Raw genomic sequence first — 13,894 nt, 5'->3', positions numbered from 1 at the left:
CCTGCGTATGGAATACCGTTAAGGCTATTAAACTGCCATCATGTTATTATATGTTTTCATTCTCAACTAATTATTTTACGCCTTCACTCTATTCTTGCTGGAAATACATTCGCGATGACGCGTCCATTCTATTGAGCCAACTTATTCAATTTTTCAATAAAGCTGGCGAATACGCTGCTGTTTAACGACGCGCGGTTGTAGACCATATAGATTTGCGCTTCGGGCAACTTGAAGGGCGCGGCTACGGACTTTAATTTTAAAGCGTGTTTATAGGTTTCAAAAATGGAAAGAGGAATATAGCCGACTAAATCAGACATGCTGATCATAGAGAGGAGCGAACTGAGAGAGTCCGAACGGAACGCGATGTTTCTCTCCGGGAACGCTTCGTTGGCTCGAACCTGATACTCTTTCACGCCCGTATTCGTGCTTTGATACATCGTGAATTTCTCATTGTATAACTGCTCGACGGAGACTTCTGTACCTATTCTCGGATGGTCTTCGCGGCAGATCATCACGGTGGGAATGGTGGTGAAATGCGAGCAGACAACGGACCGGTTATTCACGGGCGCAACGGTAAAAATGAGATCGGCTTTACGGTAGGCCAGTAAATCCTCTGCTGACTCCGCCGAGACAAGCATATCGCGTTGTTCTACCTCACAATTCTCCTGAGACATTAACAGTTGAATGGGGTCGAGAAGATAGCCTGGCGTCACCATCTGAGAACAATAAATGACAAAATTTTTCATGATGTCGGTGTGGTGCATCAGGTTGATGGTCTGCTCAATCTGATTGAGGTTTTGCTCAAGATGCAGGTGCAGGTTAGTTCCGACGGTCGTGGGGGTGATCCCCTTGCCGGAACGGATAAACAGCGGATCGTTAAGCTGGCCACGCAGGCGTTGCAAAGACTGACTGACGGCTGAAGGGGTGATGTAAAGCGTTTCAGCGGCCTTGCTGATGCTAAGATGTTGATAGATACACTCAAAAATAACCAGTAAATTAAGGTCGAATTTTTTAAGGTCATAAAGATTTGCCATGTGTCATCCTGTTTGCCGTGAGTCTGTTGTTAACATATTGATGATAACTATAGATTAAAGCTAACCATTTACAATCCTTGTGGTTAACTCACTTAAAGTGTTATTTAAGTTATCTTAATATATCACGCCATCGGATTATTGAAATAGAATTACATGTGAGATTAAGATAATTTTATCTTTGAATGGGCTGGGTTCAATTTAATAAATGTTGACATTTATATATTGCCGTAAATTGATTACGTAAAGTTAATTTACGAGCGTAATGTATTTCTCTCAGTCAAAACCTATCACAGCCATAGGCAGGAACGCGCTTTTGATGGATTGCTCTCGATGGGTGCTGGTGGTGTAATCAACCTGCTGTTACGACCTTGATACAAGGTATGTAGAGCGCAACGCAACGCCAGCCTCGGCTGGCACTGAATGTACCTGCGGGGAATTCAGGTATCAGGGCCGCCCGTTGAGGCGGCCTTTATACTTTCTGGAGTACCGCAGCAGGTTCACCTTGCTGTCTTGTTGAAGTTGTAAGGTTTGGCTGATTGATTTGATAAAGCATACGCATTAGCCCCGATGAGCAAAGTTGGTTACCTTAGCTCTCAACGAAAACACGGAGGAAGTACAGATGTCTTTGATTAACACTAAAATTAAACCTTTCAAAAACCAGGCGTTCAAAAACGGTGAGTTCATTGAAGTAACCGAGAAAGATACCGAAGGTCGCTGGAGCGTCTTCTTCTTCTATCCGGCTGACTTCACCTTCGTTTGCCCGACCGAACTGGGCGACGTAGCTGACCATTACGACGAACTGCAGAAGCTGGGCGTAGACGTTTACTCTGTCTCTACCGATACCCACTTCACCCACAAAGCGTGGCACAGCAGCTCTGAAACCATCGCGAAAATCAAATACGCGATGATCGGCGACCCGACTGGCGCCCTGACCCGTAACTTCGACAACATGCGTGAAGATGAAGGCCTGGCCGACCGTGCAACCTTCGTGGTTGACCCGCAGGGCATTATCCAGGCTATCGAAGTTACCGCTGAAGGTATCGGCCGTGATGCTTCTGACCTGCTGCGTAAAGTGAAAGCGGCTCAGTACGTGGCTTCTCACCCAGGTGAAGTGTGCCCGGCTAAATGGAAAGAAGGCGAAGCGACCCTGGCTCCATCCCTGGACCTGGTCGGTAAAATCTAAGTTTTCACCATCCGGCAATCAATGGGCGCCCCCGCGCCCATTTCATTCCAGCACCATGATGCAAGTTGCATTCAGGCCGCCCGCAAAGGCAGCTTGCATGATGACGTCTTAAGAGAGGGAAGAACTATGCTCGACACCAATATGAAAACCCAGCTCAAGGCCTACCTTGAGAAACTGACTAAACCCGTTGAGCTGATTGCCACGCTGGACGACAGCGCGAAATCGGCAGAAATCAAAGAGCTGCTGGCAGAGATCGCTGAACTGTCGCCGAAAGTGACCTTCAAAGAAGACAATTCGCTTGCGGTTCGTAAACCCTCTTTCCTGATTACTAACCCGGGCTCGGACAAGGGACCGCGTTTTGCCGGCTCTCCGCTGGGGCATGAATTTACCTCACTGGTGCTGGCGCTGCTGTGGACCGGCGGTCATCCGTCAAAAGAAGCGCAGGCGCTGCTGGAGCAGATCCGCGATATCGACGGTGATTTTGAGTTTGAAACCTATTATTCGCTCTCCTGCCACAACTGCCCGGACGTGGTGCAGGCGCTGAACCTGATGTCGGTTCTGAACCCGCGCATCAAGCATACGGCGATTGACGGCGGTACGTTCCAGAATGAGATCACCGATCGCAACGTGATGGGTGTTCCGGCGGTGTATCTGAACGGTCAGGAGTTCGGCCAGGGCCGCATGACGCTGACGGAAATCGTTGCCAAAGTGGATACCGGCGCGGAAAAACGCGCGGCGGAAGAGCTGAACAAACGCGATGCGTACGATGTGCTGATTGTCGGTTCCGGCCCTGCGGGCGCGGCGGCAGCGGTTTACTCTGCACGTAAAGGTATTCGTACCGGTCTTATGGGCGAACGCTTTGGCGGACAGGTGCTGGATACCGTGGACATTGAAAACTACATTTCCGTACCAAAAACCGAAGGTCAGAAGCTGGCCGGTGCGCTGAAGGCTCATGTCAGCGATTACGAGGTAGATGTGATCGACAGCCAGAGCGCCAGCAAGCTGATTCCGGCGGCGGTGGAAGGGGGCTTACACCAGATTGAAACCGCCTCTGGCGCGGTGCTGAAAGCTCGCAGCGTGATCGTTGCCACCGGGGCAAAATGGCGCAACATGAATGTGCCGGGCGAAGATCAGTACCGTACCAAAGGCGTGACCTATTGCCCGCACTGTGACGGCCCGTTGTTTAAAGGCAAACGGGTGGCGGTGATCGGCGGCGGTAACTCCGGCGTGGAAGCGGCTATCGACCTGGCGGGGATTGTTGAACACGTGACGCTGCTGGAGTTCGCGCCTGAGATGAAGGCCGACCAGGTGCTGCAGGATAAAGTTCGCAGCCTGAAAAACGTCGACATCGTGCTGAACGCGCAGACCACGGAAGTGAAGGGCGACGGCAGCAAAGTGACCGGTCTGGAGTACCGTGACCGCGTAAGCGGCGACGTTCATAGCGTTCAGCTTTCGGGGATCTTCGTACAAATTGGCCTGCTGCCGAACACCACCTGGCTGGAAGGCGCGATTGAGCGCAACCGCATGGGCGAGATTATCATCGATGCCAAATGTGAAACCAGCGTGAAGGGCGTGTTTGCCGCGGGCGATTGCACCACCGTGCCGTACAAGCAGATCATCATTGCGACTGGCGAAGGTGCAAAAGCGTCCCTGAGCGCGTTTGACTACCTGATCCGCACCAAAACCGCATAATAAAAGAAAGTAAGACATACCTGCAGTAGCCACCTCTTTATGAGGTGGCTTTTTTTTAGATTTTTTTACCCTCAATTATCCTCGTTATTAACCCCTTCATGCGTTAATTACCTGCTTCGATCAAAGAAAATAATAAGCCTGCTGATAATATCTTGTCGTTTTTTATAGCGATAAATATTTATATTTAATATGAATGACAAAGATACATCTACTTCTTCAATATATGAGACGTTAACCCCATTTGAAATAAAGGGATTGATGTTTCGTGATTTCTTTAACGCGGCGGACATGGCATCGCGATGCGCTTCGTTACATCCTTTATTCCCGGAAAGTAAAACCTGGCAGCAGGATGAGGCGTTAGAGGTTGAGTATGATTTCAACGCCCTGTTTGTCGGCCCTGCAACGCTATTGGCGCCGCCTTATGCCTCGGTGTATCTGGACGAAGAGCCTCTGCTGATGGGCGCTACAACGCTGAGCGTACGCGAATTCCTGCGCAGCATCGGGCTTTTTGTGACCGGGGAAAATAGCGTTCCCGACGATCACGTCAGCTATGAAATGGAGCTGGTGGTGATGCTCTCCGCGCATGCCAGACATTCGCCGCAATATCATGACGCACTCGCCCGCTTTGTGCAGGGGCATCTTGAATTATGGCTCCCCGCATTTATTGCAAAAATAAAGGATTGCGCGAAAACATCCGCAATTAAATGTCTCGCGTTGCAGATGACTAATTGGTTTGATGAATTAAAGACGAGAGTAATATTATGAGTATTGATAAAGGGCAGCTAAATCGGCGATCCTTTTTAAAAGGACTGATTGCGCTGGGTACCGTTGCCGCATTACCCGGCGGACTATTATCATCCCGATGTGCCATGGCACAGCCCCCCATTCCGTTTAACCCAAAAACCTACAAAATTTTCCGTAACGCTTGCCCGCGTAACTGCTACGACACCTGCAGCTTAAAAACCTGGGTCAAAGATGACGTCATCACCTTCGTTGACGGGGCAAGCGAGTCCACGTTTACACACGGTGCCCCGTGTGTGAAAGGGCTGACCTACCCGCGCCGGGTCTACTCCCCGGACCGTATTAAATACCCGATGATCCAGGATGGGCGCGGCAGCGGTAAATGGCGTCGCATCTCCTGGGATGAGGCCATGCAGCGCATTGCCAGCAAGATGCTGGAGATTAAAAAGAAAGACGGATCGATGCTCGGTCTGGCGCTGTCGAAATACTCCGGCAACCTCGGCGTGATGAGTTATGCCGTGGAGGGGATGATGTCTTCTCTCGGTTACACCACGCGGTTCGCCGGTACGCCATGCTGGCCAGCAGGGATCGATGCCCAGCACTACGACATGGGCGACATGTGGTGTAACGACCCGGAAGATTTGGTGAAAGCCAAATACATCATTATCTGGGGCGCAAACCCGGCCTGGTGCTCCATGCATACCATGAAGTACATCTATCAGGCGCGTGAGAAAGGGGCGAAAGTGGTGGTCATTGATCCGCTGTTCTCGCAAACCGCCGCGAAAGCCGATTTGTATCTGCGCGTGCGCCCGGGATCGGACGGCGCATTGGCGCTGGGAATGGCGCGGCACCTGCTGGATATTGGCCGCGTCGACCAGGAGTTTGTGAACAACTTCGCGCACGGTTTCCCGGAATTTGAACAGTATCTGCGCAGCAATATTACCGTGGAGTGGGCATCTGAAATCTGTGGCCTGTCGGCAGAGGTGATTCGCCAGCTGGCGGAAGAGTTCACCGCGGTAAAACCTGCCACCGTCTGGATCGGCTACGGGATGCAGCGCCACGTCAACGGTGGGGCGAACGTGCGCGCCATTGACGCTTTTGTTGCCATGACAGGCAACATCGGTGTGGAAGGCGGCGGTGCCCGCTACGGCCATCTGCAGACCTGGGGCTACAACTATCATGCGATGACGCAGAAGCCACCGGTCGGATCTGTTGGCATGGTGGGAGAAAGCGGCCCGGTAGGGGAGTTCGTCAGCGACAGCGGCGAAAAGAGCCACTATTCCGACCGCGCGCTGAACCTGAACCAGACCGCGCAGAGCATTCTTGATGCCAACGATCCGCCCATTCGTATGCTGTGGGTGGCGTGCAAGAACCCGTTCGCGCAGGACTTTGACCGCAACAAAATGGAAAAAGCCTTCAGCAAGCTGGAGATGGTGGTCTGCGTCGATCAGTTCTTCAACGAGACGGTGCAGCATGCCGATATTGTGCTGCCGGTGACCACCACCTTTGAGCACTGGAACCTGTCATCGTCTTACTGGCATTACTGGCTTTCGGTGAATGAACCGGCCATTAAACCGATGTACGAGTGCAAGAGCGATTTGGATATTGCCGTGCTGCTCTCGCGTACCATCAACAAAATGGAGCCGGGCTCCTGTACCTTCCCGCAGGACATTGACCAGAAAAAATGGCTCGACCTTGAGTTCAATGAGGGCATGGCGAAGCAGTTCGGCATCCGCTCCTGGGACGATCTGCTGGATGGGCCGGTGAAAGCCAAAATGGTCAGCTCGGCGGCCTGGCACGACCGCAAGTTTAAAACGCCATCGGGCAAGTATGAGTTCCTCTCCGAGCTGTGTGAAAAGAACGGCCATAAAGCGCTGCCGGAGTATCTGCCTGCCGCGGAGGGCAAGCTGCCGTTCCATCTGTTTACCCCGCATTTGCAGTACGGCCTCCACTCTCAGTTCGTCAACCTCGACTGGATGCAGGTCTTCTGGCCGGAGCCGTTTGTCTATATCCACCCAGCCGCCGCGCACAAGAAGGGGATTCGCGAGCTGGCGAAAGTCCGCGTGTTTAACGACGTGGGCGAAGTGGAGCTGCGGGCGAAAATCACCACCAACGTGCCGGAAGATTTCCTGGTGATGTATGAGTCCTGGTTTAACAAGCTTAAGTACAACGTGCAGAACGTCGTGAAAGATACGCCAGCCGATATGGGCAAGATGGCAACCGGCGCGCCTGGCGCGGCGATCCACAGCCAGTTTGTCGACATTGCCCTTATCGCGAATGAAGGAGCAGACGCATGAGACGCGCATTTTTAGTGAACAGTGATAAATGTATTGGCTGCCGCGGATGCGCCATGGCCTGCAAGAGCTTTAACCAGCTTGAGCCGGATCGCTTCTGGCGCTATGTCTATCCGCTGGATAAAGAAATTTATCCGCATGAGGAGCGTGCGTTTTTCTCGCTGGCCTGTAACCACTGTGAAAACCCGGCCTGTCTGGCGGCGTGCCCGGTGGAAGCCTACACCAAACGTGATGACGGCGTGGTGGTCCATAACCCTGAACGCTGTATCGGCTGTAAAAACTGCATCCGTAACTGCCCGTACGGCGCGCCGCGCTTCAATGAAGAGACGCAAAAGGCGGAGAAGTGCAGCATGTGCTATGAACGTCTGGATATCGGTATGGCTCCGGCCTGCGTGAACGCGTGTCCGGTCGGTGCCCTGTCGATTATCGATCTGGATGCCGATCCGCTGCCGAACAATGCCGTGCAGTATCCGCCGGGCTTCCCGAAGATGCCTCAGCTTAATCCGGGTACGCGCTTCATTCTGGCCCGTCAGCCAAAACAGCCGGGGGATAAATAATGGAAAAGTATGAATTACCGCTCGTTATCTTTACCGTGCTGAGCCAGATGTCCGTCGGGATGACGCTGCTCCTGACCTGGCGCACGCTGCGTGGTGAAGTGCATGGCACCCGCCTTCACTGGCTGATTACCGGGCTGATTTTGGGCGTTGCCTCCATTGCCGCCGTGCTGCATCTGGCGCACCCGGAACACGCATACAACGCGTTGATTAACCTGAAACATGCCTGGCTGAGCCGTGAAATTCTGGGCGCGACCCTGTACGGCGCCATGATTGGGCTGGCCTTCCTGAGTAAGGGAAACAAAGGCGCAGCGCTGCTGGCGTCCCTGTTCGGGATCCTGCTGGTGGTGGTGCAGGGAATGACCTACGCGGCACCGGCGATGCAGGCCATTGCCAACGGCATCACCATGATGCTGTTCTTTGCGACGGTCTGGGTGATGGGCTGTGCCGCAACGCCGCTGCTCGGGCTGAAAGGATCAAACGCCGCGCTGCGCCAGGGGATTATCGCCCTGATGGCGCTGCTGATTGCCGCGCCGGTGATGTGGCTCAGCGGCGGTACCATCATGAAAATGACCGCTCACGCCTGGTTAAGCTCGCCGCTCTATCTGGGCAGCCTGCTGTGCTGCGTTGTGGGTGGCGCGTTATCGCTGAAGCGCCAGCCGATGCAGAAAGCGGTGTTTGCGCTCCTGCTGGTGGGCGTGGTGCTCAGCCGCCTGACCTTCTTCGGCGATACCATCAGCACCATCGTCAATATTGGTCACCTGTACTGATAAACAAAACCCCGCGAAAGCGGGGTTTTTTGTTGGTATTTACCGGACCACCATCACTGGAATATGGGTGTGGCGGATCACGCTGGAGGCGTTCGACCCCAGCAGGTGAGTGGTAATGGAAGGATTACGTGAACCGATCACCACCACGTCTGCATTCAGCTCCGCGGCCAGTTCATTGACGGCATCGCGCACGCTACCGAACCGGACGTGGGTTTTGATGCGGGAAGGGTCGATGCTGAAATGCCCGACCATGGTCTGCAGCCGCGTTTCGGCTTCGTGCTGTAAGTGCTCCTCAAAGCGACGCACGTCGGCGGCAAAGCGGTGCAGGCTCAGGCTGGCAGAGCCCGGTAATACGTGTAAAAGATGAATAATTCCGTCCTGCTGCGCGAGGAATTCCGCGTGGCGAACAGCTTTGTCGCTCAGTTCCATTTCGAAAACATCAACCGGCATAATGATTGTCTTATACATAACCGTTTCTCCTTGTTTATAAACGCTGGATACATTCAACCACAAAATATGAATGGTTTCTGTAAGCGCTTCGGCACTTTTCCTCTCTCGCCAGGATAAATCTCAAAAGGCGCGTATTTCCCGGCAGACTTTCAGGGGTAGCTACCCTTTATAAACTTACCTGAAACCTTCCGGAGGTCGCATGAAAGCACTCACGTACCACGGTCCGCACCATGTTCGCGTTGAGAATGTCCCCGATCCCATCATTGAACAGCCCGACGATATCATCCTGCGCGTCACGGCCACGGCGATTTGCGGCTCCGACCTGCATCTCTATCGTGGAAAGATCCCAAAGGTGCAGCACGGCGACATTTTTGGACATGAATTTATGGGCGAGATCGTCGAGTGTGGTCGAGAGGTGAAGGACCTGCAAAAAGGCGATCGCGTGGTGATCCCCTTTGTCATCGCCTGCGGTGACTGCTTCTTTTGCCGTCTGCAGCAGTACGCTGCCTGTGAGAATACCAATGCCGGGCAGGGCGCTGCGCTGAACAAAAAGCAAATTCCCGCGCCAGCAGCGCTGTTTGGCTATAGCCATCTCTACGGCGGCGTGCCGGGAGGGCAGGCGGAATATGTGCGCGTGCCGAAAGGCAACGTCGGACCGTTTAAGGTGCCGCAGCTGCTCTCCGATGATAAGGCCCTGTTTCTTTCTGATATTTTACCCACAGCCTGGCAGGCGGCAAAAAATGCGCAGATTGAAAAAGGCTCCAGCGTCGCCGTTTTCGGTGCCGGTCCGGTGGGGTTGTTGACGATTGCCTGCGCACGGCTGTTAGGGGCTGAGCAGATCTTTGTTATCGACCATCACCCCTACCGGCTGCGGTTTGCCGAGGCGCGCTACGGTGCTATCCCCATCAATTTTGATGATGATAACGACGCGGCGGAAAAGATAATCGAGCAAACCGCCGGGCTGCGGGGTGTCGATGCCGTCATTGATGCCGTCGGGTTCGAAGCCAAGGGCAGCACCACGGAGACGATCCTCAGCAACCTTAAAATTGAGGGCAGCAGCGGCAAAGCGCTGCGTCAGTGTATCGCTGCCGTCCGGCGCGGCGGGGTGGTCAGCGTACCCGGCGTGTATGCCGGGTTTATTCATGGCTTCCTGTTTGGGGATGCCTTCGATAAAGGGCTGACGTTTAAGATGGGCCAGACGCACGTCCACGCCTGGCTGGGCGAACTGTTACCGCTGATCGAAAAAGGGCTGCTGACGCCGGAAGAGATTGTGACGCATTATCTCCCGCTGGCGGATGCGGAACGTGCCTATAAGATTTTCGAAAAACGGGAGGAGGAGTGCCGGAAGGTGATTCTGGTGCCCGGCGCGGAAACGCCTGAGGCCGCTGAGCAAAAAGTGAAGGGCCTGGTAAATGCGTTCCCGGGCGGCGTGGTGTGAGGTCACTCGTCGGTGGCGCTCAAGGTATTGTCCTGCGATGTAGCGCAATCGGGTGAAGATGTTCGGAAAGAGGATGCAGGCGCATCCTCTGTGCAACGCGGGTCGCGTTTGTTCAGAATGACATTAACGCAGGTAATCGCCCGCGGCTTCTGGCTGGTAGAGCAGCTCCAGCACTTCCAGATGGGTGGAGGCACCGCCCGGCAAGTCCCAGTGGATGGTATCGCCCGTGCGCAGCCCCAGCAGTGCGGCCCCCACCGGCGCAAGAACGGAAAGCTGTGCGCTGCTGTCGGTCATCTGGGCCGGGTAAACCAGCGTGCGTGTCAGCTCTTCACCGGTGGTCAGATTGCGGAATTTCACCTGGCTGTTCATGGTGACCACGTTATGCGGCATCGTCTCAGGCGTGCACATCTGCGCCCGGTCGAGTTCCTCATTCAGGGCATCGGCCACCGGAAGTGAGGCAAATTCTGCTTTTTCCAGCAGCCTGTCGATACGTTCTGCGTCGAGCTCGTTGATGATGATTGTAGGTCTGGACATTTTTTACTCCATGTCGTTAATGCTGCGTCTAACGCAGAAACCAATCCAAAAGAAAACCCTCGCCGTCTGGCAGCGAGGGTTTAACTCTCCCGATGATACTGGCTGAACGCGCAAGTTTGAAGTGATGAAGGTCACATTCATGTGCCATATGAATTTTCACTGAAATTTATTCAGTCTTCATTTTTGGCGGATTGCGTTACGCTGTATGTTCTGAACCCGGGCGCTGCGCGAAACATCATTCGCCACAGCCCTTACCAACGAGAGAGCGCTATGTACTTCTACCAACCGTCTCAGGGGCATGGCCTGCCGCATGACCCGCTGAACGCCATTGTCGGCCCCCGTCCGATTGGCTGGATCTCCTCTTGCGACCAGGCCGGTCAGCTCAACCTTGCGCCGTATAGCTTCTTCAACTGCTTTAACTATCGCCCGCCGATCATTGGCTTTTCCAGCAACGGCTGGAAGGACAGCGTGCGTAATATTGTTGAAACAAAGGAGTTTGTCTGGAATCTGGCAACGCGCGATCTTGCGGAAGCGATGAATCAGACCTCTGCCATGCTGCCTCACGACCAGGACGAATTTACCTTTTCCGGATTAACGCCTGCGGCAAGCCAGCTTGTGAGCGCCCCCCGCGTGGCGGAAAGCCCGGTCAACTTTGAGTGCCGCCTGTCTCAGTGCATTCAGCTTACCGGCGCCGACGGTACGCCGGTGGATACCTGGCTGGTGCTGGGAGAAGTGGTCGGGATCCATATTGCCGAAACGCTGCTGGAAGAGGGGCTATACCAGACGGCGAAAGCGCAGCCCATCCTGCGTGCGGGTGGGCCGACGGCTTACTATGGCATCAGTGACGAACACCGGTTTGACATGGTGCGACCGGTGGTGGGCGATCAGTAACCGGCCTTATCAATGACAAATTGTTTTCCGCAGTTGCCTGGATGCGGCTGCGGGGCAAAGGATGTCGCAGAAAGCGGGGCGTTAATGGTGTCTGCTTTGAGTGAAATTTGCATCTCGGTCAGATACGCCGGATTACCGTTGCAGGTCAGCTTGAAGGCTTTGATATTTTCCTTGCCCCAGCTTGTGGCAACGGCGTTGTCAAAATCACTCCGGCTGACGGTTTTACCGTAATTTTCCGCAAGGAAATGACCGACGGCGCTGTTTTTCACTTCCTGATTCATTCTCACCATGGTGCCGAAATAGGCATCGGGATCAAAACCAAAGCAGACGCCATGTTTGGCATATTCGTAACGTTCCAGACAGGAGTTTCCACCCGCACCCGGCATGACCTCGTTCAGCTTAGCCGCGCCGGAAAGCGACAGCCCGGTTTCGGCTGCTGCGCATTTGCGGCTGGCCTTCACTTCAGGCATGTTCGGGATAGGGCGCGTGGCGCAGCCAAACCGCATCCATCGACGTTCATCCACGCCGCGTGCGGCAATAGATTTCGGCAGGCCGGGCCATAGCCCGTGAACGGTCAGAAAATCGGTTTTATTGTCGCGCTCTTTTTGCAGACGACATTCATCCGGTTCATTGCGGTTACGCTCGACCATGCTTTGACAAAATCCCGTTTGCCAGGATAAAGCCAGCACATAGCGATCGAAATCGCCGTACTGCGTGGCCTTGAGGGGTTCGGCCTGTGCTGAGAAGAGACTGAGTGCAAGCGCTACTGCGCCAGACGGGATAACGAAATCCTTCCTGAACATGTGATTTCCTGATTGGTTGTGCGCAATTCATTTTTGTGGGTTATTAAAGCACAAAAAGCGCCCGCAGGCGCTTTTAGGTAATCAGGAATTTCACTTAGGCGGCGCCGGGAACCAGCACTTCGGTAGCAATAATGACGATGATTAGCCCAACCAGCACCGGCACTGACGTGCGTTTCACCACTTCAAACGGCGAGATTTTGGCCATCCCGGCAACCGCCACCACCACGCCTGAGACAGGCGAGATGGTACGACCCAGGTTTGAGGCCTGGAGCATGGGAATGGAAAGATAAGCCGGGTTGATACCGGACGAGTGAGCCAGCTTAGGGATCATCTCAACGAAGGCGTAAAATGGCGCATTCCCGGAACCGGTGGTCATTGCCGCCAGCATGGTCAGTACCACCAGGACCAGCATCAGGATAATACTGGCCGAGCCAAACGAGGTGGCGATGGAGATCAGGCTCTGGATAAAGCCGATCGTGCTCAGACCCTGGGCAAAGACACCTGCTGCAACCAACAGCATCACCACGCCAGCAAACGCATCTGCCATACCGCGATACGCGACCTCAAGGCCGGAGAAGACTTTTTGGGTGTTGAAACCGCGCACGAACTCCAGCACAGCGGCTAACAGCATACAGATAACCAGGATAGTAATAATGTGCAGCTGCGGGCCCCATTTCCCGTCAAAAATGAGCACGCCGATAATCGGCGTGAACGGCAAAATGGCATAGAACGCCGGCGCGGTGGTGGTGATTTCGCTTACATCCATCATTTCATGGCTGATGTTCTCTTTCTTATCGAGATAGCGCTGCCAGAAGAAATGCGCGATACCCATTCCCACAATGGCGACAATCGAGATCGGCAGCGTGGTTTTAAAGGCGAAGTCGATAAGCGACATTTCGGCTGCTTTCGCCGCCAGCACAACGTCTCCTGACGTCGGGGAGAGAATAATGGCCGCCGGGGAGGCGCAAATTGCCGCCGCTGCCCCACGGCTGATCCCCACGTTTACCATCACCGGGAACAGCGTGGCCATTAACAGTACGCCAAGCCCGGTTGCCGATGAAACGGCCAGCGACATCAGGCAGGCGAGGAAATAGGCGGCAACCATCAACAGATACGGCGAGTTAATGTACTGCAGGGGTTTCGAGGCAAGCTTCACAACCATGTCGTTCGCGCCGATATGGGTCATATAGGCTGCAAAACCGCACAGCATCATGATCATCATACCCAGATCGCCACCGCGGCTCATGAGCAGGATTTTAATATATTCAACAATATCCGTGGCGGTGTAGCCCGTGCTGGCTGCGCTGGCAGGTAAAACCTGATGACCCATTACTGCGCTGATTATCAGCAGCGTTAAACCACCGACAAATAAAACGCCCGTGGCTGAGTATCCTTTAATGATGTAGCGAGCTACACCCACAATGACGACGACCCCAATTAGGAGTTCGATAAACGTAAGCATGATTTCCCCTGTGTCTTTCTGCCCTGAGATATAAAAAATTAATATAAA

General features: G+C 54.0%; 13 protein-coding genes. 8 read left to right on the top strand and 5 right to left on the bottom strand.

Annotated elements, in window-relative coordinates; all coding sequences use genetic code 11:
- Window positions 1-128: 128 nt before the first annotated feature.
- Entirely contained in the window at window positions 129-1,034 is a 906-nt protein-coding gene (locus tag IM273_RS16240) for a LysR substrate-binding domain-containing protein (protein WP_193051840.1), read from the bottom strand.
- 619 nt (window positions 1,035-1,653) lie between these two features.
- On the opposite strand from IM273_RS16240, the gene ahpC reads away from it, so the two are divergent.
- The 6 genes from ahpC to IM273_RS16210 all read left to right on the top strand — a co-directional run bounded on the left by ahpC (window position 1,654) and on the right by IM273_RS16210 (window position 8,268).
- Window positions 1,654-2,217 carry an alkyl hydroperoxide reductase subunit C gene (gene ahpC, locus IM273_RS16235; protein WP_008501015.1) on the top strand — a complete coding sequence of 188 codons (564 nt, stop codon included), beginning with the start codon at window positions 1,654-1,656 and terminating at the stop codon, window positions 2,215-2,217.
- A 126-nt stretch (window positions 2,218-2,343) separates the two neighbouring features.
- The gene (ahpF, locus tag IM273_RS16230) at window positions 2,344-3,909 is read left to right on the top strand and encodes an alkyl hydroperoxide reductase subunit F (protein ID WP_028012318.1); all 1,566 of its coding nucleotides are present in this window, start codon (window positions 2,344-2,346) and stop codon (window positions 3,907-3,909) included.
- A 258-nt stretch (window positions 3,910-4,167) separates the two neighbouring features.
- Entirely contained in the window at window positions 4,168-4,674 is a 507-nt protein-coding gene (locus tag IM273_RS16225) for a molecular chaperone (protein WP_052683007.1), read from the top strand.
- The gene (locus IM273_RS16220) at window positions 4,671-6,947 is read left to right on the top strand and encodes a molybdopterin-dependent oxidoreductase (protein WP_063154718.1); all 2,277 of its coding nucleotides are present in this window, start codon (window positions 4,671-4,673) and stop codon (window positions 6,945-6,947) included. Before IM273_RS16225 ends, IM273_RS16220 begins: the two co-directional genes overlap by 4 nt.
- Entirely contained in the window at window positions 6,944-7,501 is a 558-nt protein-coding gene (locus IM273_RS16215) for a 4Fe-4S dicluster domain-containing protein (RefSeq protein WP_028012321.1), read from the top strand. The genes IM273_RS16220 and IM273_RS16215 overlap by 4 nt, the downstream gene beginning before the upstream one ends.
- Window positions 7,501-8,268, top strand: a complete 768-nt coding sequence (locus tag IM273_RS16210) for a DmsC/YnfH family molybdoenzyme membrane anchor subunit (RefSeq protein ID WP_069733587.1) — start codon at window positions 7,501-7,503, stop codon at window positions 8,266-8,268. Before IM273_RS16215 ends, IM273_RS16210 begins: the two co-directional genes overlap by 1 nt.
- A 39-nt stretch (window positions 8,269-8,307) precedes the next feature.
- Here IM273_RS16210 and uspG read toward each other — a convergent pair whose 3' ends face one another.
- A complete protein-coding gene (uspG, locus tag IM273_RS16205) occupies window positions 8,308-8,736 on the bottom strand; it encodes a universal stress protein UspG (RefSeq protein ID WP_028012323.1) in 429 nt (142 codons plus the stop codon).
- A 181-nt stretch (window positions 8,737-8,917) separates the two neighbouring features.
- Here uspG and IM273_RS16200 point away from each other — a divergent pair, with 181 nt between their 5' ends.
- The gene (locus IM273_RS16200) at window positions 8,918-10,156 is read left to right on the top strand and encodes a zinc-dependent alcohol dehydrogenase (protein ID WP_193051148.1); all 1,239 of its coding nucleotides are present in this window, start codon (window positions 8,918-8,920) and stop codon (window positions 10,154-10,156) included.
- A 123-nt stretch (window positions 10,157-10,279) separates the two neighbouring features.
- Here the strand turns inward: IM273_RS16200 and rnk are convergent, their stop codons facing one another.
- A complete protein-coding gene (gene rnk / locus IM273_RS16195) occupies window positions 10,280-10,690 on the bottom strand; it encodes a nucleoside diphosphate kinase regulator (RefSeq protein ID WP_028012325.1) in 411 nt (136 codons plus the stop codon).
- A 270-nt stretch (window positions 10,691-10,960) separates the two neighbouring features.
- On the opposite strand from rnk, the gene IM273_RS16190 reads away from it, so the two are divergent.
- On the top strand, window positions 10,961-11,581 hold the full coding sequence (locus IM273_RS16190; protein ID WP_193051149.1) for a flavin reductase family protein: 621 nt from the start codon (window positions 10,961-10,963) through the stop codon (window positions 11,579-11,581).
- On the opposite strand, the gene rna is transcribed toward IM273_RS16190, so the two are convergent.
- Both rna and dcuC read right to left on the bottom strand, forming a co-directional pair.
- A complete protein-coding gene (rna, locus tag IM273_RS16185) occupies window positions 11,575-12,384 on the bottom strand; it encodes a ribonuclease I (RefSeq protein WP_193051150.1) in 810 nt (269 codons plus the stop codon). The two genes, IM273_RS16190 and rna, sit on opposite strands and share 7 nt — an antisense overlap.
- Before the next feature lie 94 nt (window positions 12,385-12,478).
- Entirely contained in the window at window positions 12,479-13,846 is a 1,368-nt protein-coding gene (gene dcuC / locus IM273_RS16180) for an anaerobic C4-dicarboxylate transporter DcuC (RefSeq protein ID WP_028012328.1), read from the bottom strand.
- Window positions 13,847-13,894 lie beyond the last annotated feature (48 nt).

It is taken from the genome of Enterobacter cloacae complex sp. P13B (assembly GCF_014895915.1).
GTDB classification, from domain to species: Bacteria; Pseudomonadota; Gammaproteobacteria; order Enterobacterales; family Enterobacteriaceae; genus Enterobacter; species Enterobacter bugandensis.
Note: the sequence above shows the minus strand (reverse complement) of the source record. Positions and strands in the feature narration are given on the sequence as shown.

Bases quoted from the DNA above. Each gene is read 5' to 3' on its own strand.
- IM273_RS16240 (WP_193051840.1), bottom strand. From the start codon at position 1,034: ATGGCAAATCTTTATGACCTTAAAAAATTCGACCTTAATTTACTGGTT.
- ahpC (WP_008501015.1), top strand. From the start codon at position 1,654: ATGTCTTTGATTAACACTAAAATTAAACCTTTCAAAAACCAGGCGTTC.
- ahpF (WP_028012318.1), top strand. From the start codon at position 2,344: ATGCTCGACACCAATATGAAAACCCAGCTCAAGGCCTACCTTGAGAAA.
- IM273_RS16225 (WP_052683007.1), top strand. From the start codon at position 4,168: ATGTTTCGTGATTTCTTTAACGCGGCGGACATGGCATCGCGATGCGCT.
- IM273_RS16220 (WP_063154718.1), top strand. From the start codon at position 4,671: ATGAGTATTGATAAAGGGCAGCTAAATCGGCGATCCTTTTTAAAAGGA.
- IM273_RS16215 (WP_028012321.1), top strand. From the start codon at position 6,944: ATGAGACGCGCATTTTTAGTGAACAGTGATAAATGTATTGGCTGCCGC.
- IM273_RS16210 (WP_069733587.1), top strand. From the start codon at position 7,501: ATGGAAAAGTATGAATTACCGCTCGTTATCTTTACCGTGCTGAGCCAG.
- uspG (WP_028012323.1), bottom strand. From the start codon at position 8,736: ATGTATAAGACAATCATTATGCCGGTTGATGTTTTCGAAATGGAACTG.
- IM273_RS16200 (WP_193051148.1), top strand. From the start codon at position 8,918: ATGAAAGCACTCACGTACCACGGTCCGCACCATGTTCGCGTTGAGAAT.
- rnk (WP_028012325.1), bottom strand. From the start codon at position 10,690: ATGTCCAGACCTACAATCATCATCAACGAGCTCGACGCAGAACGTATC.
- IM273_RS16190 (WP_193051149.1), top strand. From the start codon at position 10,961: ATGTACTTCTACCAACCGTCTCAGGGGCATGGCCTGCCGCATGACCCG.
- rna (WP_193051150.1), bottom strand. From the start codon at position 12,384: ATGTTCAGGAAGGATTTCGTTATCCCGTCTGGCGCAGTAGCGCTTGCA.
- dcuC (WP_028012328.1), bottom strand. From the start codon at position 13,846: ATGCTTACGTTTATCGAACTCCTAATTGGGGTCGTCGTCATTGTGGGT.